Consider the following 23074-nt stretch of genomic DNA (forward strand, 5'->3'; position numbering starts at 1 on the left):
ATCTGCAGCGTGGGGGTGCCGTTCTGCTGCCGGTCATAGGCGTGGTAGACGATATAGTCGCCGTCGCTCTGCTGGAGGATCGACGCGCCGCCGCGGCCGACGAAACGACTGCCGTCGCCTTGGCCGTTGGTGAGCACCACCGTGCCGCCGCCCTGCATCATCGCCCGCCCGTCGCGATCGACATAGGGGCCGTCCGGTGCCGAGGCGCGCCCGACGACGGTGTTGTAGGTGCTCGCCGCCCCCTGGCAGCAGGAATCGAACGATACGAACAGATAGTAATAGCTGCCGTGGCGGATGATGTACGAAGCTTCGACCGCGTCCGGGGCAGGCCGCTGCGCGAGCGCCCGTGGTGCCGAATCGCCGGCAAGGCGCAGGCCGGTCGCGGGGTCGATGCGGATCAGCTTGATGCCGGACCAGAAACTGCCGAATACCAGCCACGAACGGCCGTCGGCATCGGCAAAGGCCATCGGATCGATCGCGTTGAAATCGTCGGTCGTCTGCGACTGGATCACTGGGCCCTGATCGACCCAGTTGGCGGCCGGTGCCGCCGGATCGATCTTGGTCGCGGTGGCCAGGCCGATCGCGGACTGGTTCTTGCCGAAGGTCGAAACCGAATAATAGAGGCGATACTGGCTGCCGACCTTCGAGATGTCCGGTGCCCACATGCCGGTTGCGCCCGGAACCGCGGTGCGCGCCCAGTCGGGCAACGCGAGGTAGCTGCCGCCGCGCAACGTCCAGGCGCGCATATCCGGCGCCGTGCGCAACGCCAGCAGCCCCTCCGGATCCCCGGCATTGCCGGTGGTGAACAGGTAATAGCTGTCGCCGTCCTTCAGGATCGAGGGATCGTGCACCGGGCTGACCGCGCCGCTGAGCGCGATCGGGGTCGGCGTCGGGCTGGCTGTCGGGGCCGGTGTGGGCGCTGGCGTCGGACTGGGCGTCGGCGTCGCGGCGGGCACGACGACGACCGAGGCGGGCGGCGGGCTGTCGTTGCCGCCACAGGCCGAGGCGAGCAGCAGCGCGAGCGGCGAGATGCGCTTCACGGGCAATTCCTTCCGAATGCAAAGCGGGCGGGCCGTTGGGCCCGCCCGTCAGGAGATCAGTTGAAGCTGTAGCGGGCCCCGATCGCAAAGGTGCGCGGGATCAGCACCGTGCCTAGGTTGAAGCGATCCTTGTCGCCGACATCGCCGAAGCGGTAATATTCCTGCTGCTTGGTGCGCGTCAGGTTCACCGCGTCGAATGTCAGGCCCAGGCGATCGGTGATCCGCGCGGTCAGCTGGAGATCGAGGCTGGCCTCGGCCCGGCGCCACACGCCCAGCGGGTTGGCGAACAGTCGCGACTCGTTTCGCACCTGCCAGGCGTTACGGTACACATAGGAAAGTCGCGCGCCGATCGGGCCCTTATCATAGGCGAGCGTGGCGTTGTACGAGAAGTCGGAGACGCCGAAGAAGCTCGACTGCTGCTCGCCGATCTTCTTGCCGCCATTGTCGTAGATCGGCACGTTCTGGCTCGAGTCCAGCACCGTCAGGCTGCCCTGGAAGCCCAGGCCATCGAGGAACGAGGGCAGATAGGTCGGGAAATAGGTGAGCCCCACTTCCACGCCCTTGAGCACGCCGTTCGAGGCATTGGCCGGGCGGCTGATCACGAAGTTGTTGGTGGCGCCCGCGACGATGCCGTTGTTCGGGATGAACTCCAGCTGGCTCACCGGCACCACCAGCCCCTGGATGTCGCGGCGGAAGCCGGTGACGGTGATCGCGCTGTTGCGGCCGAGATACCATTCGAGCGCCGCGTCATAGTTTTTCGACGTGGTCGGCTGGAGGCCCGCCGTGCCCGCCGAACCGCTGCCATAGCCGACATTGGTGAGGTCGCCGGTCAGCGAATAGTTCGGGTTGATGTCGCCGAAGTTCGGCCGCCGCAGCGTCTGGCCGTAATTGAAGCGGGCGCGCAGGTTCGGCAGGATGTCGTAGCGCGCGGTGAAGCTGGGCAGGAAGCGGTCCGATCCCGGCGAGGCGCGCGAGATCGCGCCGTTGTTGAAGCGATCGACGAAAACCGCGTCGGTATCCACCGCGACATAGCGCACGCCGGCCTGGAGATTGAGCGGCCGACCGAAGATGGTCAGCTGGCCGTCGGCCTGGACATAGGCGGCGGTGGTCTTTTCCTCGACGTCGAACACCCGCGTCATCGTCAGCTGGTCGGAGGTCTTGAGCCCGTAGAGCTTCCGGATCTCGTCGGCATGGGCATAGTTGTAATAGCCGTTGGCCGTCACCCAGCTGGTCGGCACGTCGCCGCGGCCTTCGAAGAAGTCCGAATTGGTGAAGCTCGCCCCGGCCGGCAGGGTGGAGAGCGGACGGCCCAGATTGGCGGCATCGGCGGTGCGCACGTCGCTCGAGGCCTTGCGATCATCGAAGCGGAAGCCGGCCTTGATCTGGCGGAGGAAGCCCTCGTCCCAGCCGTAATGGCCGTCGAGCGTGGCGGTGAAGGCGCTGCCCTTGTCGCGATTGGCGTTGTCGTAGAGCTGGGCGACGTTCCACACGCTCGGATCGGCCAGCGCCGCATCATTGTCGAAATGATAGGAAGGGATGCCGCCGCCGCCGTTGAAGTCGGCGGTGATCTGGTTCGCTACCCGGTCCGTGCGCATCGCGAAGAAGGCGGTCTTGTACGTGCTGGTCTGGTAGGCGAGGTCGGCGACGATGCCGCCGCGGCTGCCCAGGTCCCACTTGCCGTTCAGCGCATAGACGAAGCTGTCGGTCTGGCTGCGGGTATAGTCGCCGCTGTTGAAGCCGTAGACGCTGTTCGCCACGCGCGACTTCACGATGTTGGTGCCGTCATACAGCGTCGGGGCCTGCGGATTGCCCCAGAAATCGACGAAGCTGAACTGCAGGCTGTTATAGGTCTCGCCGCGAAAGCCCGAATAGAATATCTCGGCGGTGTAGACCGAGCTGCTGTTCGGCGCCCATTGGAATGCCGCATTGGCCGAGGGGCGCTCGCGCTTGCCGTACAGGTCCGAGCTGAACACCGCGTCGCGCGACAGCCAATAGGGCGTCGCGATGCCGTTGACCGGCAGGGTCGATCCGACCGCGGTGGGCAGGCCCGTCTGGGTGCCGACCTGCCAGTCGCCAACGCCTGGACCCGAGAGGAACGCGCCGGTCTTCGGGTCGGTCGCCGCCGGGAAGATGCGCTGGAAGCCGGTGAGGCCCGTGCCGGCCGGCGGGTTGAGCGTCGCAAACGGCACGAACGCGCCGGCCGTGGCCGACATGGTGCGGAACTTGGAGCGGGTGTAGCTGCCGTTCACCAGCAGGCCGACATCGCCGATGCCGGTTTCCCACCGATCGCTGATCAGCAGCGCGGCGTTCGGATTGATCTTGTCCGCTTCCTGGTCGTAGATCCCGCGAGCCAGCGCGGAGACGGCGAGGCCCTTGAAGTCGAACGGACGGCGCGTCACCACATCGACCTGGCCGGCAAGGCCGGTCTCGATCTGATCGGCCGCGCGGGTCTTGTAGACATCGACGCGCTGGATGAGGTTCGCCGAGACGTCCTGCAGCGAGAAGGACTGGCCGGCCGCCGTGAAGATGTTGCGCCCGTTGAGTGTGGTCAGCGCGTCGGGCAGACCGCGGATCTGGATGCCGGCGGCTTCGCCCTGGCCACGATCGGTGACCTGGATGCCGGTGACGCGCTGGAGCGCCTCGACCACGTTGTTGTCGGGCAGTTTGCCGACGTCCTCGGCCACGATTGAGTCGACGATCTGGGTGGATTCGCGGCGGCGGTTGAGCGCACCGACGATCGAGGCGCGCACGCCGGTGACGACGATCTCGTCGGCTACCGGGTCCTGCGGTGCCCCGGCCTGCTGCTGCGCATCCCCGCCGGAAACGAGGTTGGCCTGCGCTTCCGCCTGACCGCTGATCGCGATCGACGCTACGGAAACCGAAGCCAGAAACAGCAATTTCGACACCATCTGGTATCCTCCCCACGACTAAAGGTTCACTAAGACAGCGCTCTTGTGGCGCCATTACTCGGACTTTTGGATATCAGGATGCGTGTACGCAGCAAGCGCCGACGTGTGGTTGTACGCTATTAGTCCGGCATATTTCAGCGAAGAAGTTGCAAATTTGCCACATAGTTAGCGATAACGGCCCGAAACCACGCAATCTCGCGGCCCGAGCGCACCATCAGGAGTCACATTTATCAGAGTAATGCGGGCGCGCCTCGACTCCGGCGCAGGCCGGAGCCGAAGCGCTGCGCATTTAGCTGCGCCGCAGGGGACCGTTCGCTACCGGCGTACCGAAGACCGGCGTGCCGTCGGCCGCGTAGCGGAAATACTGCATCCGCGTGTGGCGGTTGGGGTCGAACAGTGGGTCGCCCTGGATGTGGTCATAGTCGCGGGCATGGTAGACCAGCACGTCGCGGCCACGCTCGTCGACAGTGAAGCTGTTGTGGCCCGGGCCGAAAATCTTGTGCTCAGCCGACGTCTTGAAGACCGGGACCGGCGACTTCGACCAGTTGGCCGCCTCCATCAGGTCCGCGTCGGCGCGGCAGGTAAGCATCCCCAGGCAATAGCGCGAATCGGTCGCGCTTGCCGAATAGGTCAGGAACAGCTTGCCGTTGCGGGCGAGCACCGCCGGAGCCTCGTTCACCTTGAACCCGCGGATTTCCCAGTCGAGCGTCGGCACCGACAGCCGGACCGGCTTCGCCGCTAGGGTCAGCGCCGAGGCGAGCGGGGCGAGGTAGAGGTTCGAATTGGTGTCGATGCCCGGCTCGCGCTGCGCCCAGGCCAGATAGCGCCGGCCCTTGTGGACGAAGCTGGTGGAATCCAGGTTGAAGCTGTCCCACGGGGTCTGAAGCTGGCCGAGCACCGACCAGTTGCCCGTCATCGGATCATGGCCGTCGCACACCACCGCATAGGTCCGGATGCGGAACACGTCCTCGCCACCACCGCTGGGGCCGGCAGCAAAATACATCACCCATTTGCCGTCGACGAGATGCAGTTCCGGCGCCCAGAGAAAGCCCGACATCGGTCCGCTGGCCTGATGGCGCCACAGCACGCGTTCGGGCGCGTTCGACAGGCCGGCAAGCGTACGCGAGCGGCGCAGTACCAGCCGATCATATTCGGGCACCGATCCGGTCATGTAGTACCAACCGTCGGTGTGGCGGAACACCTGCGCATCCGCACGCTGGCGCACAACCGGGTTGACGATGGTCGGCGTCGCGGCCCGGCCCAGTGCGGGGGTCGCCGAGGCGGCGGCAGCGCCAGCCAGGAAGAAACGTCGGGTAAGCATCAGGTACTCCACCAAGTTTTTTTTGTTCACAGCTTCCCGACCAGCTTCGACGTGCGATCGAGCCGGCAACCTCACTAAAGCTATATACGAATCTTTTACTCTGACAAAATAAGGCAACCGTCAAGCTTGGTCGCGGGACGGCGGATCAGCCATGCGCCGAATAGGAGCATTGGAAGAAGCGACCCGACTGTCGCGATGGTCCCGCCGACATGCGGAAGAAGCGCGAGCCGGTATACCTCCCCCAACACGACCCCGAGCGAACAGCCGGTCAAAACGTGGCGCATCACCTGATCGCCCCGGACGTTGCTGGACAGCAGCGATGCGAACAGCGCCGCTGTCATCGTCATCGCGGCACCGTCGCCATAGCCGGTGGCAAGCCATAGCTGCGACGCAAGCGTGATCGCGACGACCGGCCCTGCCGCCGCGCGGAGTGTCCGCCTTATCGAGCGCGTCGCGTTGCACCGGCGCCAGCGCAGCCGCATTCCCGGTGTCCCGCTCCACAGCGCCAATTCGGTCAGCGTCGAGGCGAGCGCGGCCTGACCGGCGTGCGCTGCCTGGTCGCGCAGTACCGCGATACGCCGCGCGCTGTAGCTCGCTTGGCCCGGCGCGGCCGCGGTGCGCCCTGCAGCCGTTGTGAGTGCGAGCAATTCGAGCAACAGGCCCGATGTCCACCGCACCCGGTACGCGGCAAGCCGCCCGGCGCGCGAGCCGGCGGCGATGTCGTCCGCCTCTCGGTCCAGTCGCTCGATCTCGGCGGCAAGGCTGTCGGGGACGGGGTTGGCCGCTTTTTCGAGCGACGCTTCGACTCGGTCGAGCACTGCGGCGGCCAGCCGCGCATAGCATGTCGCCACTGGCTCGCCACGCGCCGGCGTGGACCAGCCGAAGACAACAAGCGGCGATGCGGCGATGCCGATCACGGTGCACCACACGCGATCGGCGGCGATCGACGCACCGGCCCCGCCATGTGCCAGTTGCGACAGTACGACGATGGCCGCCGAATAGCCGGCGAGGGTAAATGCATAGGTGCGGAAATGCAGGACGATGCTCCCCCCGCCGCACACAACCCGAGCCAAAGCGTCAGCGCCGCGAGGGTCGGGACTTGGAGACCGTTGAGTGCAGAGAGCATCAACTCTCCGGCGAGAGTCCCCGCGATCGTACCCGGCCAACGGGCCAGCGCGCGCTCCAGCAGCAGCCCGTGCGTCGGCTGTGCCACGAGGAACACCGTCATCGCCGCCCACCACGGTTTGCGAATCCCCAGCGTCGCGGCGACAAGCAGCCCGATCGCCGAGGCCTCGGTAAGCGAGAGCGCGGCGCGCACGCTCGAATCAACGCCCGGCCTTGGCGTGACGGTTCGGGTCACGCTAGCAGAGGGGCTGTACATAGGCCGTCGCCGGCCAGCGAACGAACCATGGAGACAGCCGACAAGGTGCTACCCATCCTAACCTGTTGAAGATCGAGCAGCCGGAATAACGGCTGGAAGAGAACACGGCGACCCTCGGCCTGTCGAGAAGCACCGCCTGTCAATACGGCCGCCGCAACCAGGTGGATGCCGGCCTGCTGGTGGCATGACGGACGCTGCACCACCATCGGCCCGTCGGTGATCGAGCTGGACGGGCTGATGCGGCACCTCGACCCGCTGATCCACGACGCGCAGGGATGATGGGCATCTCCGCTCCCACTCCCGCGAACCGGACGAGGCTGAGCAGCATTGGCTTCGTCGTCAGGGCCTGGCCGTTCCGAGCCGCCCGAGAGCGGCTGGCGATCACGACGCCGGCCGACATGACGGCCGACGTCGCGCTGACCAAGGTGATGACCGTCGACTGATCGGGGGTCGATTGCCGCCGCCGGATCAGAACGGATAGTCATGCGGTATTTGCTGCACGGTGATCCAATGGTCAGTGGTGAACTCGTTGACGATCCAGTCGCCGTTGAACCGACCGATGCCGCTGTTTTTCTCGCCGCCGAACATGTTGAACGGGCTGTCCTGCACCGAAATGTCGTTGACATGGGTCATGCCAGCCTCGATCTGCCGCGCAACGCGCATGCCGCGCGCGGTGTCGCGGGTGAACACCGCGCTCGATAGGCCGAACTCTGTGGCGTTGGCGAGGGCGACGGCCTCCGCCTCGTCGGCGGCGCGGATCAGCGGCGCCACCGGCGCGAACTGTTCTGCCTGAGCGAACGCACTGTCGTTCGGTACCCCGGCGAATACGTGCGGCGGCACCACCTGCCCCTGCACCTCGCCGCCGAGCAGCTCGGCGAACCCCGCGTCTCGCGCGGCGGTGATGTTGCGTACCGCCGCGTCACGCTGCTTGGCGTTGATCAACGGGCCGATGACGGTCTGCGGATCCGCGGGATCGCCCGTTTGGAAGCCGCGAACATGCGCGACGAAGCGCTCGACGAAGGTGTCGTAGAGGTTCGCGGTGACGATGATGCGGTTGCCGCTCATGCAGATCTGGCCGTTGTGCAGAAAGCGCGCGAACGCCGCCGCGCGCACCGCCAGATCGAGATCGGCGTCGTCCAATACCACGATCGGCGCATTGCCACCCAGTTCCAGCCCGACACGCTTAAGCTGCTTGCCGCCCGCTGCCAGCGCCGCGATATGCTTGCCCACCCGCGTCGAACCCGTGAACGAGATCAGCCGCGGTACGGGGTGCAGCGTGAAGGGATCGCCGATGTCGGCGACGTCACCAATGACGACGTTGAGCAGGCCGGCGGGCAGGCCGGCTTCCTCATAGATTTTGCCAATAAGCAGCCCCCCGGTGACCGGCGTATCCTCGGCGGGCTTCACCACCACCGCATTGCCCAGCGCCAGCGCGGGAGCGATTGAGCGATGCGACAGGTGCAGCGGGAAGTTCCAGGGGCTGATGACGCCGATTACACCCAGCGGCTCGCGGAAGACAAAGCTTTGCTTGCCGGGCTGGTCGATCGGCATGATCCGGCCCTCGACCCGTGACGGCAGCGTCATTGCCTCGATCGTCCCGCCACGCATCGAGCCCCATTCGACCGTCGCCTTGAGCAGCGTCGACCCGCTCTCCTTCACCAGCCAGCCGATGATTTCGTCCTTGCGCGCGTCGAGGATGGCCAGAACGCGCAGAAACAGCTCGGCGCGCTCGCTCGGCCCGGTCAGTCGCCACGCCCGCTGCGCCTTGTGCGCGGCCTGATAGGCCGCGTCGAGGTCGGCCGCGCTGGCCAGCGCGATTTCGTTAAGGAGGCTGCCGTCGAACGGATTGTGGTTGGGGGCGGTCTTTCCGGAGGTGCCGTCGACCCAGCGTCCGCCGATGAACTGGCGGTCGAGCCCGGTGTAGGGAGAAGACATGGCGTTGTTCCTTTGATTCCCTCAGGCGACGAGAGTGGTGGGCGTGGTGGGCAGCCAGTTGCCATGCAGGCTCATGCGCAGCCGGAAGGGCAATTTGACACGGGCGACCGGCCCCCGGTCCACCGCGAGCGATTCGAGAATCACCAGCTCGGTCGTGCTCGTCTCCAAATGGTTGACTAGCGCGAGCAGATAACCATCTCCCTCGGGGGCGTCCTCACTGCGCGGCACGAAGGTCGCCTCCTGGAAACACTCCGCGTCGCCAGGTGCCCAGCGCTTTACCCCACCGGTCGTCACGTCGATGTGCAGCAGCAGGTTGAGGAATTGGAACGGCGGAGGTCCCAGCCGCTCAACGGCATATTCGCGCATGTCGAGCCCGAGCATGAAGCCATGGCGATAGCGGCGCCCGGCGACGCGGTTGTCGCAGCGCGGAAATTCGCAGGGCGCGTCAAGTAGCGTCGTGCGGACGGCCTCGTTTGAATCGGACTCTAGGTCCAAGGTCCAGCGTGTCAGCTCGAAGTGCAGCGATTCTGGCGCAGGCACGGTGCCGTCCGCTTCGGGAAAGAAGTGAAAGACGTTGCCGTCCGCCGACGGCATGTCCAGCTGTACCAATTCGCCGACCTCGAACGCGTTCAGCACATGCGCCTGAAAACAATTGGGACCGGTGAACCAGCGAATGTCCGACCCGTCGCCGTCGCGGCGCATCACACCGAACTGGTAGCCGAGCTCGGGGTGCCACGCGAAGTGACGTCCGCCAGCCTTGATCCGGTCGAGATCGGCGGTGACGGGGAGAACGGGAAACACCACGAAACGCTCGGTCACGGCGAAGTCGTGCACCATCCCGGCATAGGGCGACTGGGCCCCGATTTCGCGCAGCTTTCGCCCGTCGGCGGCGAATTCATAGTAAACAAGGTCGCGCGATGCCGTGCCGCCGGCCTCGTACCCGAAGGCCAGCATGTTGCCGTTGGCAGGATCGAACTTGGGGTGTGCCGTGAAGGGCGTGTTGCCGATCTGACCCTGGAAATCCCATTCGCCAATCGTCTCCAGCGTTTCGGGATCGACCGCGAAGGGCAGGCTGTCTTCTTTCAGCGCCAGCAATATGCCGTTGAAAGGAACGATGTTGGTATTGCCCGTGCTGGGACTCAGGCCGGCGACTGAAGGATCGTTCGTATAAGGATTGCGGTAGACGCCGTGTAGCGAGCGCCGCGCCGCCCGCTGTGCCTTCAGGCGGTCGGTTTCGACATAGCGCCGCTGGACGTCGACATGTCCGTCGACGAAGCGGAAGGCCGTCACCACGCCGTCGCCGTTGAAGAAGATGTCGTCGCCCAGCATCGGCGGATAGATCGGATCGGGTGCCACCTGCACGAAAGTGCCGCTGAGCGCGGGGGGAATGGTGCCCGTCACCTCAAGATCGCGCACAGCCCCTTCGAACCGAGACGGCGCATAGAGCGGGCCGGTGAAATCTGCAGTCGCAGGAAACGCGAGGGTCATCTTTCCAAACTCCTTACCGTCCGGATGCATACGGATCGGCGAATGTGGTGGAACGAAGATAGGCCCTCGGAAATCTCATAACAACGATTTTCCGGCATAACCGGAAAAATGTTTGTCGCCATTCCGCATCTTGAGCTTCCTCCTGGAGGATGTCTCCGGTCACTCCCGACCCACCAAATCCGCGGCTGACCCATGCGCTGGTCGCGCGGCTGCACCATGCCGAACTCGGCTGTTCCGGGCCGGCGGGCAGTGCCAATTTCTATTGTCGCACCGCGGGCTACGCGATCACCCCGCGAGGTAAGGGCTGTCTGGCGTCGGCCCCATCGCGGCGCTTGCTCCTGATGCCGGGCACAGGGCAAACGCTGGCCGCGGCGGATTTCGTGCCGCCCTTGCCGCGCTATCGCGGCGGCGGGCACCGGAAGCGAGAACGCCCTTACTGCACTGTTCGCCGATGCAGCCGCAGGTGCGCGGCCTCGATGGTAACTGCTTCGTCTTCGACCTTGCCGCGCCCCTGGCTGACGTGGTCAACGCAGCAAGTCAGCTTTCCCTTTTCTCGATCCCATACCCGACGAACGGGGCTGTCTGCCTCTCCGTTGCCATTGGGAAAGCCTTTTGCCGTCCCGCGTTCTGCCCGTTTGTAGGAGCCCGGCCGTACACGTATTGCGCATCGGGAAGAGAAAACCTGCGCCATGACGCTAAACAAGCTGGGCACACGCATTTGCATCATCAGGCCGTCGAACGGCGGCAAATCCATGCTTGCTCAGGGATAGGGCGAGCGGTGGGCCTAAACACCTAGCCAATCTAGATCTGGAGAAGCTTCTCGACGTCGTCGCACAGTATGGAATGGACCCGGCCAAGCTCGTGATGAAATGGAAGGATCGCGACCGGGTGATCGACCGAATCGTTGAGTTGGCGCTGGGCGGCGCGACAACGGGCGACGCTTTCCGCGCTGAGTGACGACAGTGCGCGAAAAATGGCGTCTTTTGCAGGGAACGGCGTGTGCAACTCGCCGTATACGCTCATCTATTCTGCGGCGATCGGCCGCTGATAATCGCCCGGCAACGTGACACCGCGCTTCGCAAAGTCGCGGTGTCATGAGATGCCGTCTTTACCGAGAATCTGGTCGGTGGGGGCAGGGGTGATGCCGCTGCAAATCTTTTCGGGCGTAGCCAACGACACCCCCTTCCTCAGTCGGAGCAGTTCGCCTCAGTGGCTGTAATCATCCGCGCGAAAGACGAGGCCGATGCGGTCCGGCTGGACAACGCCGCCGGATACGGTTTGTCGAGCGCGATCTCACCAGCGACGTGGCACGCGGTATGAAGCTGGCGCGGCAGATCGAAGCGGGGATGACCCACGTCGACAACATCTCGACCCATGACACCCCGTCCAACATGTTCGGCGGCGAGAGGAACGGGGGCTTGGGGTGGTTCAACGGCGACTGGATTGTTGCCGAAGTCACCACCGATCATTGGGTGACGGTGCAGGAAACGCCGCACACCTATTCGTTCTGAGGCGGATTGGGCGCATCGGCTTCGCTGCTCAGGCTACGGCGAGCGCTGCCGTCAGGGTCCCTACCGCCTCGGCCACGGCGGTCCAGGCCTCTGCCAGTGACGGCCCGCCTTCCGATAGTCATAGGCAGGCACCACTAGGTCAAGACATCACCCTGGGCATCGAGCACCAGCATCCGAGATGCCCATCATGCCCGGTCCAGTTTGCCGACCGTCACCAGCACGCCTGCCTTGCGCATTGGCGCATCGTTCGGCGAAACGCTTCCCACCCGATGCCGGCGACGCCGGCCGGATCGGAGTAGTAGAAGCGGCGCAGCATCCACGTGTCAACATGTGCGAAGACCGAGCATATCGGTCCAGCCTTCCGCGAGGCGGTTCCGCTATTTCCCCAGATCGCCATCCGCGAGTTGATCGCAAACGCGCTAATTCATCAGGATATGACGATCGCAGGCGCCGGTCCGCAGATCGCTTTGTTCAAGGACCGTCTGGAGATTACCAATCCTGGTCAACCCTTGGTGGCAGCCGAGCGCATGATCGACTTGCCTCCCAAGTCTCGCAATCCAACGATCGGCGCATTCATGCGTCGTATCGGCTTGTGCGAGGAGCAAGGCAGCGGGTTGGACAAGGTGGTGGTGGCGATCGAGGAATTGCACCTGCCGCCGCCCCTTTTTCAGACGACCGAGGCCTCGCTCCACGTGATTCTCTATGGCCCGCCTGTTCGCCGACATGACTCCCGGCGAACGTGTCCAGGCGGCATACCAGCACTCGGTGATCAAATGGCTTGAGGGGGAGAAAATGCGGAATGCCTCTCTATGCGACCGGCTCAGTGTCGATCGCCGCAACGCCGCGCAGATTTCCGCAGTGATCAAAGAGGCGATGAGGGAGGGCTATCTGTAACTGGCGGACCCGGATCACCCGCGCGCAGGCTACTTTCCCAGCTGGGCCTGAATCGCATTTCTTGATTGGGTTTTGATCCGAGACCACCCGCGCATTCCACGGCATTCAACAAAACGTTGAAATAAGCGATTTTTGCCGTGTCCTGCCCGTCCGAGTTTCTTGATCGTAAGTTCGTCGGCGGGCATCCGCTTTGAAAAAGGAAGGCGCGAAAGCCGATCACCGGCTGCGAAACCGATTCTAAATCCTCGCTTCCTGTGAAATCCAATCACATCCTACGAAGACCAGCCAGCCTGGAACGATCCAAATTCCGCGCCCGCCGGAGAGATGCGGCGACGCTGGTGCCGGTCAGCCAGATGCTCAGCACCCAGCAGGCGGCGCACATTCTGAACGTCCCTCGTCCCTTCTTCATTTCGTTGCTGGAGAAAGGCGAGATCGCATTCGACACCGCTGGCCGCCATCGTCGGATCAAGGCTGAGGATTTATTCGCCTACAAGCGCACGCGCGATGAAAAGCGCGGCAGCGCGCTATCGGCGTTTGCCGAGCTGGACGCGGAGCAGCTGTAGGGTTGTTCGCCATACAGCACAGCGCGTTCATCGACACCTTTACACTGGCGGGGGGCGCTCAAGGGCAAGCTATTACTGACGCTAGTCGAGGTTGAGCTTTTCCGCGCCCGCTGGTCCGAATGGGTGATGAACGAAACCGAGCCGGTGGTCGCCAATATCTTCGGCGGTAAGGACGTGGTGGACGTCGACGATCGAGCTGCGCGCGCTCGGTGGAGCGTTGAGGCGACGTTCGAGGATGCTGCCACAGGGGAGTATGGATCTTCTGGTCGCTCGTGTAGGTTGCCTAACGGCCCTCGCAGGCCGATTCGCGGCGCCGAGTCGTTTCCAGTTGCGGGGGCGGTGACCGCGCGTCCGCCAACGTCTATATTGGCGCAATGGCTGACGAAGCGCATCCCACGGTCAACGACTTCGTGGCTCGTCAGCGTCTCGGCGTCCGCTGCTCTTCGTAGCTGCCGACGACGTCGAGCTTCCGGGCGCGCTCGTCGAGGAACCTACCGGTTGCCTTCAAGATGATGGCGCGCGCCTCCGGCAGCGTCATCGCGACGTCGGGCGGCTGGTGCCCTTGCTCGCCGTGCCGCGCGAACGGCCCGATGGCGGCCGGGTTGTTGGCTGTGCGGCGGAAGCGCTCGACCTCGCTCTTGCTGACTTCCGACGCATTCGCGAGGGCGCCCTCGTCCCATCCACCACTCTTCATGTAGTCCTTCAGGGCATAGAGCGCGATCCAGGTGGGACCGTTCACACCTAGGAACTTGAGCATATTGCGCGTCAGCTCGTCGGTCCGCGCCATGAACAGCATCCGCTCGGCGGGCAGCACGAGGTGACCGTAGGAACGCGGGACACTCGCCCCACTCCACTTTGGCGAGAACGGGTCCGCGAGCACGCTGCCGTCCGCGAATACTGTGCGGCGGCAGTCATCGAGGTTGATCAGGTCGGCGGTGCGCATGCCGGCGTAATGCCCCTGCTGCAGGTAAAGTGCGCCGTCGAGCAGCGCTATCAGCGCCGTCGCCCGGTCGATCACCTGGTCCACATCGGCCAGATCGTCGAGGTGGTGCGACACGATCGCGTATTGATTCGGCTGAGCGTCTACTGCGTCCACCATGAAGCCGATGTCCACGGCGTTGTGCTGATCGACCAGGCTCTCGAACCAGGAATAGTTGTTGGCGACCTGAATTGCCCATCGGTGCTTCATGTGAATGCCTTCGTTTCTGGAAGATACCGTCGCGACGTGATCGCGGTCACATCGACAACAACTGTAGTGACCGGCTCGCTCTGGAAAACGCCCAATCCACTGCCGGTTGAACAGTGGCCCCGCCGCGGACGACTGCCCGCGCACGGATCCATCACGATCAACAGGACGCAGCGCCGATGTCGCCGCGCACCAAATTCTTGTCGATCTTGCCTACACTCGTGCGGGGATGTCCGGCGGCACGGCGAGAGGTCGCCGGAGCCGGCGTCGAGGTACCGTGCGATCTCGCCAATCGAAGCGCGCAGGCTACGCAGCCGGAACATCGCTCACCTGTTCCACGGCCCCCTCGATGTTCCGGTCCGACACTTTGTCCCGTGCGTGCTTCGTCGATACGTGCCGGCATGCCTCACGCTCAGCTTCTGGCCAATCGCAGCGTCTCGTCGGTCCTGATCAGTTGGACAGCCCGCCACGGCCTGTTGGCGAGCGCATGGCGTTGCTCAATCGCGCCGACCTGTTGGAGGTAGCAGATCGCACAGTTCATCCTCCGCGGGTCCCAGCCAAGATCATTGGCCAGCGCCATCGTGTCTGTCACGCGCTCGGTCCCCTCGACCATGCGGACCGCCACCGCAGTAGCATCAGCGCTCGGGTCGAACGGCAGGAACGCGCTAGCGAACTCGGCGAACATCGGGCAATCCGGCGCGTAGTGGGCCTGTACTGCGCCCTCCCACAGATGTCCCGCTTCCTTGAGTTCGAGCACGCCAAGCCGCGCGTCCTCCTCGCCGAGGCCGGTCGCCGCCTGTATCTCCGTGAGGCTCAGAACCGGATCGCGCAGCATCGCGTACTCGCTGGTGGTGACCATCAGGCGCGCTATAGCGATGGCGGCAGCCGACCAGCCCGGCGGCGCAGACGCGGCCGCGCGAACATGGTGGGGAATCGGACCGAGTGCAGGCCGCGCGCTGACACCCCAGAGCCGATCTGCGAGCAACTTCGGGTCGGCGTTGCTCGCCGGGTCGAACGGCACGCCGAGGATCGTCCGGAGCATGATCGGCAGGTCCCTCGGTTGGACGCCGACGAGGAGCGGGATGAAGTGGCTCTCACCGCCGAGCTTGCGGATGATGGCCGCGTCGATCTCCATCGCCACCCACGGCATGGTGAGTGCAATCGGCGTCAGCATGACCACGAAGTGCGTCATGCCCACGAGGCCGGCCTCCATCTGCTGTCGCAGGCTCTCGCCCGCGCCGATGTCCCATTCGTCCAGCCACACCTCGATGCCTTGGGCCATCAGAAAGGCCGCAACTGGCCTCACAATCGGCTTATCCTCAGTCGCATGCGCCAAGTAGACCTTCGGACGCGGCATAGTGGCGGGATTGGATCTAGCGTCGGTCATCGCGAACTCCGCTGGATGTAGCGGCGCAGTTGAACGACGTCCTCGTCGGCGATCAGTACGCCGAGGGTCGGATAGTCGTTCTGGATCGACGAGCGCACGCGGCCCGGCGCGATGTTTGGGATGACCAGGGCGAAGGCAGGGTTGAAGCGGCGGCGCTCCCAGCCCGCGGCCTCCTCCAGGTCACTTGCGCGTCCGCCGAGGTTCGGGTCGGCGAGGAGCATGCGCGCCAGCACCACCGAATCCTCCACCGGGTCGTGACCGGTGATTGCCGCGTCACAGGCGACGAACAGCTCCACGGTCGTCCGCACCCGCGGGACATGCGGTCCGATGACGTGGCTCAGCGTAACTAGGCCGTTCGCCTCCAGCTCGGCTAGCGCGATGCCGATCGAACGGCTGCCCTCGTCTGGAAAGCGTTCGAGCAGATCCTCTCCGAAGTGGCCTGGCAGGCCGTCGGTGCACTGCTCGGCCATCCAGCGCCCGAGGCTCTGCGCGAGGTCGGAAAGATCGTGGTTCATCCAGACTCCGTCTCAACTTCTCGTCGATGTCTTCGCCTTCTGCGGCAAGCCTATCAAGTCGGAAAGCGCGTGTTGGTCGCGATGGCACTGGACCGTGGCACTGCGCCGCTAATACTGTGCCCGAACCGACGCTTGAGGCCGCCGACGAAGATGACGAGGTTCACCGTATTTCCGCCCTCGAAGATAGCACCTAGTCCATTCGAGGGCGCGGCGCTGAAGCAGGACAATTGGAACGACTTCTCCTACGTCACCCAGTACCACCTATACCTGAACACGCCGGCTTTTACGGGGCAGATCGGCACTGTGAAGATCCTGCGGCGGGGCCAGCGCGCCGACGGTGCCTTCCACATGGGCGTCGGCGAGCTGCCTGAGCTGGGGGATGACTTCGTCTCACTCGGCCAGGACCTCGACTACTACGAGCGTCTGGCGACGCTTCCCGACGGCCTGCGGACGGAGATCCTGTCGCGCCTACGCGACGCGCTGACGAACACAGATCACGCGGCGACATTCTACGAGGAGGACGGCTGGAAAAAATCGGTGCTCCGTTACATCGACTGGCCAACCTTCCGTCGCGACGCGCTAGTGCTGCTCGACCGCGACTATGACAAGGTCGCCCGCCTCGACGTGTCGCTCAGCTTCGCGGTCACCGGATGGCACAACGCGCTCCAGCTCGATTTCCGGGCGCCGAACGACCCCTTCATGTGGGGCGCGGGCGAAAATATGCTTCCCGACCGGATCGCGGTGCTCGTCGGCAGGAACGGGTCGGGCAAGAGCACGCTACTGTCGCGCCTAGCGCGGGTGATTCACGCTTCGCAGCGGGATCGCGCTGGGGAGCTGCTGCGCTCGATTGGAACAATCGACCCACCGGGCATCGGCTTCACCCGCGTCGTCAATGTCGCCTATAGCGCCTTTGACGCGTTTCAGGTCCCCGGTGTGGACGCTTCCGAGCGGCGTCAGATCGCCGACGAGACATCGCGCGGGATTGGGCGCTACCACTATTGCGGGCTGCGCGACATCGCGGCGGAACTACGGTCCGCCGAGGGCATCGGCGACGTAGACGGCGACGAAATCACCGCGGAGGGACCGGACCGCCTGGCGCGGGTGATCTTCAAAACGAGCCAGCAGCTATCCGACGAGTTCGCCTCGCTGGTGAAGCGTATCTGGGAGATCGGGCGGCAGGACCTTTTCGCGGAGGTTTGCCGCATCCTTGCCTCCGACGTGTCGTTCCAGGATCTTGGCGAGCATCCTGCGTCGACGATCTCCAACGATCCGCTCGGCAACTTCAGGAAATGGAGCACGGGCCACAAAATCGCGCTGCACCTCGTCGCCTCGCTGGTCGCCTTCACCGAGCCCAAGTCAATCGTGTTGATCGACGAGCCGGAGAGCCACCTGCACCCGCCTTTGCTGGCCGCGCTGATGCATGCGGTCCGCGCGATTCTTCGGAAGAATGACGCTTTCGCCGTCGTCGCTACGCATTCGCCGGTCGTGGTGCAGGAGACGTTGAGCCGCCACGTTTCGATCGTGCGCCGATCGGGTGACGAGACGTGGATATTCCGACCACGCATCCAGACATATGGCGAGAGCATCGGCGAGATTACGAATGAGGTCTTCGGCCTGACAACCGACGCGACCGATTTCCATGTGACGCTGGCGAACATGGTCGACCGGGGCATGTCGCTGGAGATTATTGAGAGTTTGTTTGAGGGGGGCCTCAGCATGCAGGCGCGCGCGTTCGTAATGACCAAGCTCGCCTCGGGCAGGGCAAGCTGATGTGGCGGCTCGATGCTCAGGACCTGGGTGATGCGGACGCCGATCTTACCGCCGCGCTCACATACAAAAATGGTAATGCGGTCTATGCGCTGACGCCGGTTGAACGTGCCGCGATCCACGCAGTCTACGCACTATATGAAGTGATGCTAGGGCAGCCCGCTCCCGGCTTGCGGCCTGTTGCGCTCGACGCCGCCCGGCAGTTCATGCACGACGCCTATTCGCAGGTGCAGATCGGTGGCCGGCTGGAGGATTTGCGGGCGCGCATTCTGGCTTCGACGCAGGCTTGTCCGTATTGTGGCTTTGGCGAGGTGAAGGACCTCGACCACTACCTGCCGCGGGGCACCTACGGCGAACTCGCCATCTATCCGCGCAACCTCGTGCCGAGCTGCGGCCCCTGCAACAACGCCAAGCGGACGGTATATCCGGGAATGCCGGCCGCGCAGGGACCAGGGCTGGTCCACGCCTACTACCAGCCGCTGCCGGACGAAGACTTCCTGCATGCGGATGCCGATTTTGATCCGGACGGCACGCTGTCGGTCACGTTCCGCATAGATAATCCAACAATGGATCCCGCCCTTGCCGCCAAGCTCCAGTTCCAGCTGGACCGACTGAGGCTGAACGCCCGCTACCGCGCGCAAGTGAACAAGTATCTGTCGGAACAGCGGGCGGCCATACTGATGCTTCACGCTGCCGGCGAAGCGGTCTTCAGCGAATTCCTGCAGCGCTCCTCCGCGGCCCTGATTGCTTCCTACGGTCGGAACGACTGGCGCGTGGCGCTACTGAGGACTCTTGCCGCGGATCCGGCGTTCTGCGCTGCGCCCGAGCGGTACCTCGGTCCGCCGCCCGCGTAGAGCGCGTGCCGGTTGGATACGAGGCGAGCAGCGCCGGCAGGAGCTGAGTGCGTGAGCTTTCCGTTGGCTGCGCCGAACCCCCGAAGGTCTGCGCCAATTTCAATTGAGCAAACCTAAGGTGTCAGGTCGGCTCAACAAAATGCCGATTTGTTGTCCGTCGCTGTGACCAGCGGCCAGAGGGGCTTCTTTTGCCTGAACACTATAAAATAGAGACGCGCTTGGTGATCCCGGGTTTAGCCGGTGATGGCGGACGCCCGCCGGTGCCGCGCCTCTTCATGCATGTTGACCGGCGTCGCAGCCAAAACGCGCGTCACCATCATCGTCAGGAACCGTCCGGGAGACAGTATCGCCGGAATTGGGTCGGTGAGGATTTTCACCTTCGGTAACGTCTGGATGATCTCAGCAGCGGTCGCCTCGGGGATGACGAGCGCGACTTCCTCTATACTCGGTTCGGCTTCGAGCCCGGGTTCGAGGATGCCGGCCGGCTGCTCAGCGGCAGCTTCGGCAACCGCCGCATCATCGGCGTACTCCATCATCACGAGGCAGGTTGCGTGATAGGCGTCGTCTTCCTGCCCGAGCTTGGCAAGCAGGTCGAACAGCCATTCTGCGGTCTTTGGTTCCTTCTGGAGAATGTCTGACCGCAGGCCAAATGCGAAGCCGAGTGCCGCAAGCGGATGACGCAGCCGCAGGTTCTTTGCGTCGCCGTAGGATTCCTCGATCCGGTTGGGCGCATTCTTGCCGTAGGAGGAGTCCATCCGCTTGGTCGAGATGAGCAGCTCTGGGCCGGTGACCCAGTCAGTCATGATGACATCGACCTGCTTCAGATAATTTTTGCCGAGAATGTTGGCCGACGAGGCCGTGACTCCCGGGATTGAACTCATTTTGGCAACGCGGTCGGCGACCTGCGCGCGCAATGCCCCGGGAAGCGACTTGATCAAATTCGCGGCGGCGGCAGGCAGAATCCTGGGATGCACCGGGCGTGGCCATACTTGGTCGGCGACGAAGCCGGCACGGCGCAGCTCGTAGCTAAGCCAGACGTCAAGCGCGAGTGCCGGCACTCCAGAGGTGGTGCTGGCTTTGAGATGCAAGGGTACGCCGAGCAAGCGCTCCAGCGTTGCATAATCTGGCTCGAAGTGGAGCTGGCCATCGGCATTCAGCACCCAGGGATTGGTGGGCACACCATCAACCGGAGCATCCGCCACGATGTGATCGAACAGGACCCAAGCCTTGGCCTTTGACGAAAGTTCAGCGGCCACGATCAGCTCGCTCGCGTCAACGACAGCTGTCGAGATAAGACGAGAAGTGGGGCAGTGCCGTGGTGATCAATGTGCATAATGCCGCCAGCGCTGCATCACCATGATTGCCTCCTCAAGGATCTCGGTTTTTGCCTTGGTTGCCGTAACCGCTGGAAAAGCGATGCGCCCCGCTTCACGCGGTTCGAGCTTCAACATGCCACCGCCGAGCGCGTGGCCTTCAAGTTCGCAGCTCAACCGCACGAACGGTGTGGACCATTTGGGCATCAGCTTGGCACCAAGTGCCTTGTCGCGAAGCCGGATGGCATGCACGCTGTTGGTGCAGGAAACGCCTGCCAGGTTTCGGACCACGTTGACTGCACGGCCCGACATGTAGCTCATCACATAGTCAGGTATCTGCACATCCGGCACAACGTACCAGGGCGCACGATTGCGGCATTTATAGCCAAGTCGCGCTTCGCGGCCTGGTTCGCTGTCGAGATAATCCTTAACCGCGTTTGGCAGTTCGATGTCGCGAGCTAGCCTCAGCAGCAGGACCGGGTCGTCGTTGCGCGTCCACTCTGCCACGGTCGCCTTGGTGATCTGGGCATCGGGCATCGCACGTCCGTTGCGGATCGACGGCAGCAACAGGCTCGCCGGAATGCGAAGCCTTTTGGCGTCCGAGGGCCTCAGGTGGAAGAATTGGTTGTCACCACTGACATAGCCGATTCCCACACTGGCGAAGTCCGCAAGCCGGTAGGTATCCTGACGGCCCAGCGTCGCTGCGTAGAGGCTACGCGCGGATGCCGGCAGCAGATACGGGCGCAGGCGACGGTTCCAAATCTCGCGCCACTCCTTGAGATCGACCTGCTGCGAGGGCTTGGGGGGTGTTTTCTTCGGTACGAACTTGTCGACTACCGTGATGTCGATTGCACCCGCCGTTCCACCAAAGCCCTCGGCGTAGAGCAACCAGCAATCCTCCGACAGCTCCGGGAAGAGCTTGTCGCGCACAGCCACGATCTGCACCTTCGCGAACGACTGGACGAGATAGTCGAGCAGCGGGGCCGCATAGGGCGCGTGGCCGATCTCAGCCGGCACGACGAACGCCATCCTCCCACCGCGCTTCAACAGCCCGGCAGTCGCGACGATGAAGGGCGCCCAGGAGGAGGTGAGACCGCTGAAACTGGCCCCTAAAGCAAGGCAAAGATCGAGCGCCCGCCGCCGGGTCTCCCCCTTGAAATGCTGGTAGCGGATGAATGGCGGGTTGCCCGCGGCGCACTCAAAGCGCTCGCGGGTTTCCGTGGCCCAGGTGAAGAAGTCTCCTTCGTGAACCAGCGCGCTGGGCGCTCGTTCGATCGCGGCATAGGCCGACACTGGGTTCTGCTCGATTCCAACGCTGTTGCGGTGAAGCGAGAGAAATCGCCCGTCGCCGCACGACGGGTCGAGCATGCGGTCGCTTGATTTGCGGCATGCCCACGCGACAAGCGCCGCGCAAATGTCGTCGGGCGTGAAATAGGCGCCCGAGCGCTTCTGCGAAAATTCCGGAGTGGTCCCCACCATCGCGCGCACCTTAGTCAGATCGCGTCGTTCCGCAACCAGATGCGTAGGAACATATAAAGAACAAAGGCAGATCGCAGGCCAGTGAGGATATTTTCACGACGGATGGGCTAAACGTAGCGGCGGAGTAATCTGCTGCAGCGATCATCCCGGCCCTCGATCGGCAGTGTCATAGGATATCGGATTTTTCAGCCATGCCGTGATGACGGATTCCCTCCAGCCCATGCAGCGGGTGCTGATCTGCGTGTTCTGGGGGAAGGTGCCGGCTTCCATTTTTCGGTAGAGGGTTGACCGCGTGAGGCCGGTCAACGCGAGGGCGGCCTTGATCCGGAGATTGCGGTCAGGATCTTGGGGTTGCATTGCGATCACCTCGCATCGTTTGAAGGTTGGTGGAGCGCTCTTGGTCAAGTTTGAGCCGAGTGGCTGGTCGGGAAAATAGCCTGGTTGGGGCCAGATGGGGCCGCCTGGGGATTCCCGGCCCCCGGTCGTTGAACAGGAAACATCTTAGGTTCAAGGCGGGTGTGCCAGGGCGTCTCACCCCTTCGGCGTGACTGCGCTCGCACGCCGCTTTGCGGCACCGAGTCGGCGTGGCCGTCTCGGCCCTTCGGGTTTTGATCGCGGACGCGAGCGCCGATCCTGCGGATCGGGCCGGCAGGTGCCGGCAGCGGAGCGCGGGTGCGGTGCGCGCGCTGGCGCACGCCTGCGGTGACACCAGGGCGCACGAGGTACTGGTGCCCGCGTGGCACACTTGCCCGGGCGGGAGGCACGGGTGGCGGCTGGCGCACGTGCTGGCGCGCGCACGCCACCCGCGCGGGCCCGCCCGGTTGCAAGGGTGCGGTTCTTGTCCGGGCGCCGGCGGCGCCCGGCAGCGCGGTTGCGCTGAGAAGATGGTCGCCGCGCTGTGGCGCGGCGGCGTTGGTGCGCCGGCACGCGGGAAAGGGCGGGGGGAGCGTCGCTCGCCTCTAGTCCTGCCGCGGCATGCCGCAAGCCGGGCGGTGCCCGGCTCCTCCACTCCGTTACGGCCCTGCGGGTGCGGCCTGCCTCTGACGGCAGGACTGCCGGTTCGCTCCTGCCGCTCCCCCCGCCCTTCCGGCGCCGGTTGCGGTGTTTTGGAAGGAGCAAGGATCATGGGTGTTGGACACGAGAACCGGGTGAGCCTCTATGCCGAGGTGACGGGACGGGTGATTGCCGAGCTGGAGCAGGGACGGCTGCCCTGGGTTCAGCTTTGGGATGCGGCGGCGTGTGGCTGTGCGATGCCGGCCAATGCCGTGACTGGGCGGCGCTATTCGGGGATCAATGTGCTGATCCTCTGGGCTGCGGTGATCGAGGGGCGCTATGCCGCGCAGCGCTGGCTGACCTTTCGGCAGGCGCAGGCGGCGGGCGGGAGCGTACGGCGCGGCGAGCGGGGCACGACGATCTGTTATGCCGATCGCTTTACACCGAAGGACGAGGCCGAGCGGGCGCGGGATGAGGACCGGGAGGCGCGGCAGCTGGCGTTTCTGAAGCGCTTCACCGTGTTCAATGTCGACCAGTG

Annotated in this window: 20 protein-coding genes and 2 pseudogenes; 8 read left to right on the forward strand and 14 right to left on the reverse strand. The window is 64.3% G+C overall.

Annotated features, from left to right (window positions below):
* The 5 genes and pseudogenes from ACTJKY_RS21415 to ACTJKY_RS21435 all read right to left on the reverse strand — a co-directional run.
* A partial coding sequence (locus ACTJKY_RS21415; RefSeq protein ID WP_440847874.1) for an arabinan endo-1,5-alpha-L-arabinosidase occupies nucleotides 1-1040 on the reverse strand: 1040 nt, incomplete at its 3' end.
* Nucleotides 1041-1096: 56 nt separating this feature from the next.
* Entirely contained in the window at nucleotides 1097-3949 is a 2853-nt protein-coding gene (locus tag ACTJKY_RS21420) for a TonB-dependent receptor (RefSeq protein ID WP_440847295.1), read from the reverse strand.
* 301 nt (nucleotides 3950-4250) lie between these two features.
* Nucleotides 4251-5270 (reverse strand): annotated as a pseudogene (locus ACTJKY_RS21425) (glycoside hydrolase family 43 protein); the annotation flags it as partial.
* A gap of 95 nt (nucleotides 5271-5365) precedes the next feature.
* Nucleotides 5366-5752, reverse strand: coding sequence for an FUSC family protein (locus ACTJKY_RS21430; protein ID WP_440848117.1), 387 nt, complete (start codon nucleotides 5750-5752; stop codon nucleotides 5366-5368).
* A 99-nt stretch (nucleotides 5753-5851) separates the two neighbouring features.
* Nucleotides 5852-6651: pseudogene (locus tag ACTJKY_RS21435) on the reverse strand (FUSC family protein); the annotation flags it as partial.
* 275 nt (nucleotides 6652-6926) lie between these two features.
* Between ACTJKY_RS21435 and ACTJKY_RS21440 the strand changes: the two are divergent.
* Complete coding sequence (locus ACTJKY_RS21440) at nucleotides 6927-7094, forward strand: hypothetical protein (protein ID WP_440848101.1); 168 nt, start codon at nucleotides 6927-6929, stop codon at nucleotides 7092-7094.
* Between the two features lie 25 nt (nucleotides 7095-7119).
* Here ACTJKY_RS21440 and ACTJKY_RS21445 read toward each other — a convergent pair whose 3' ends face one another.
* The 3 genes from ACTJKY_RS21445 to ACTJKY_RS21455 all read right to left on the reverse strand — a co-directional run bounded on the left by ACTJKY_RS21445 (nucleotide 7120) and on the right by ACTJKY_RS21455 (nucleotide 10828).
* Nucleotides 7120-8586, reverse strand: a complete 1467-nt coding sequence (locus tag ACTJKY_RS21445) for an aldehyde dehydrogenase family protein (protein WP_440848102.1) — start codon at nucleotides 8584-8586, stop codon at nucleotides 7120-7122.
* A 21-nt stretch (nucleotides 8587-8607) separates the two neighbouring features.
* Nucleotides 8608-10074, reverse strand: a complete 1467-nt coding sequence (locus tag ACTJKY_RS21450) for a carotenoid oxygenase family protein (RefSeq protein ID WP_440848103.1) — start codon at nucleotides 10072-10074, stop codon at nucleotides 8608-8610.
* 433 nt (nucleotides 10075-10507) lie between these two features.
* Nucleotides 10508-10828, reverse strand: a complete 321-nt coding sequence (locus ACTJKY_RS21455) for a hypothetical protein (protein ID WP_440848104.1) — start codon at nucleotides 10826-10828, stop codon at nucleotides 10508-10510.
* 455 nt (nucleotides 10829-11283) lie between these two features.
* On the opposite strand from ACTJKY_RS21455, the gene ACTJKY_RS21460 reads away from it, so the two are divergent.
* From ACTJKY_RS21460 to ACTJKY_RS21475, 4 genes are all read left to right on the forward strand, one after another.
* Nucleotides 11284-11394 (forward strand): hypothetical protein, encoded by a 111-nt coding sequence (locus tag ACTJKY_RS21460; protein WP_440848105.1) that lies wholly within the window; start codon nucleotides 11284-11286, stop codon nucleotides 11392-11394.
* Nucleotides 11391-11585 (forward strand): hypothetical protein, encoded by a 195-nt coding sequence (locus ACTJKY_RS21465; RefSeq protein ID WP_440848106.1) that lies wholly within the window; start codon nucleotides 11391-11393, stop codon nucleotides 11583-11585. Before ACTJKY_RS21460 ends, ACTJKY_RS21465 begins: the two co-directional genes overlap by 4 nt.
* Before the next feature lie 404 nt (nucleotides 11586-11989).
* Nucleotides 11990-12367 carry an ATP-binding protein gene (locus ACTJKY_RS21470; RefSeq protein WP_440848107.1) on the forward strand — a complete coding sequence of 126 codons (378 nt, stop codon included), beginning with the start codon at nucleotides 11990-11992 and terminating at the stop codon, nucleotides 12365-12367.
* A 450-nt stretch (nucleotides 12368-12817) separates the two neighbouring features.
* Nucleotides 12818-13042 (forward strand): excisionase family DNA-binding protein, encoded by a 225-nt coding sequence (locus ACTJKY_RS21475; protein WP_440848108.1) that lies wholly within the window; start codon nucleotides 12818-12820, stop codon nucleotides 13040-13042.
* A 418-nt stretch (nucleotides 13043-13460) separates the two neighbouring features.
* On the opposite strand, the gene ACTJKY_RS21480 is transcribed toward ACTJKY_RS21475, so the two are convergent.
* The 3 genes from ACTJKY_RS21480 to ACTJKY_RS21490 form a co-directional block, all read right to left on the reverse strand.
* Nucleotides 13461-14231, reverse strand: coding sequence for a hypothetical protein (locus ACTJKY_RS21480; protein WP_440848109.1), 771 nt, complete (start codon nucleotides 14229-14231; stop codon nucleotides 13461-13463).
* 409 nt (nucleotides 14232-14640) lie between these two features.
* Entirely contained in the window at nucleotides 14641-15615 is a 975-nt protein-coding gene (locus tag ACTJKY_RS21485; protein ID WP_440848110.1) for a toll/interleukin-1 receptor domain-containing protein, read from the reverse strand.
* Nucleotides 15612-16130, reverse strand: coding sequence for a hypothetical protein (locus ACTJKY_RS21490; protein WP_440848111.1), 519 nt, complete (start codon nucleotides 16128-16130; stop codon nucleotides 15612-15614). Before ACTJKY_RS21490 ends, ACTJKY_RS21485 begins: the two co-directional genes overlap by 4 nt.
* 150 nt (nucleotides 16131-16280) lie before the next feature.
* Between ACTJKY_RS21490 and ACTJKY_RS21495 the strand changes: the two genes are divergently transcribed.
* Together ACTJKY_RS21495 and ACTJKY_RS21500 are read left to right on the forward strand one after the other, a co-directional pair.
* On the forward strand, nucleotides 16281-17900 hold the full coding sequence (locus tag ACTJKY_RS21495) for an AAA family ATPase (protein WP_440848112.1): 1620 nt from the start codon (nucleotides 16281-16283) through the stop codon (nucleotides 17898-17900).
* Nucleotides 17900-18751 (forward strand): HNH endonuclease, encoded by an 852-nt coding sequence (locus ACTJKY_RS21500; RefSeq protein WP_440848113.1) that lies wholly within the window; start codon nucleotides 17900-17902, stop codon nucleotides 18749-18751. Before ACTJKY_RS21495 ends, ACTJKY_RS21500 begins: the two co-directional genes overlap by 1 nt.
* A 233-nt stretch (nucleotides 18752-18984) precedes the next feature.
* Here ACTJKY_RS21500 and ACTJKY_RS21505 read toward each other — a convergent pair whose 3' ends face one another.
* The 3 genes from ACTJKY_RS21505 to ACTJKY_RS21515 form a co-directional block, all read right to left on the reverse strand.
* The gene (locus tag ACTJKY_RS21505) at nucleotides 18985-20007 is read right to left on the reverse strand and encodes a hypothetical protein (protein ID WP_440848114.1); all 1023 of its coding nucleotides are present in this window, start codon (nucleotides 20005-20007) and stop codon (nucleotides 18985-18987) included.
* A gap of 66 nt (nucleotides 20008-20073) precedes the next feature.
* The gene (locus ACTJKY_RS21510) at nucleotides 20074-21543 is read right to left on the reverse strand and encodes an Eco57I restriction-modification methylase domain-containing protein (RefSeq protein WP_440848115.1); all 1470 of its coding nucleotides are present in this window, start codon (nucleotides 21541-21543) and stop codon (nucleotides 20074-20076) included.
* Nucleotides 21544-21684: 141 nt separating this feature from the next.
* A complete protein-coding gene (locus ACTJKY_RS21515) occupies nucleotides 21685-21948 on the reverse strand; it encodes a helix-turn-helix transcriptional regulator (protein WP_440848116.1) in 264 nt (87 codons plus the stop codon).
* Nucleotides 21949-22667: 719 nt separating this feature from the next.
* Between ACTJKY_RS21515 and ACTJKY_RS21520 the strand changes: the two genes are divergently transcribed.
* Nucleotides 22668-23074, forward strand: a 407-nt coding sequence (locus tag ACTJKY_RS21520) for an ArdC-like ssDNA-binding domain-containing protein (protein ID WP_440846862.1), incomplete at its 3' end; no start/stop codon positions are given.

This window comes from Sphingomonas sp. 22176 (assembly GCF_052045505.1).
GTDB lineage: Bacteria > Pseudomonadota > Alphaproteobacteria > Sphingomonadales > Sphingomonadaceae > Sphingomonas.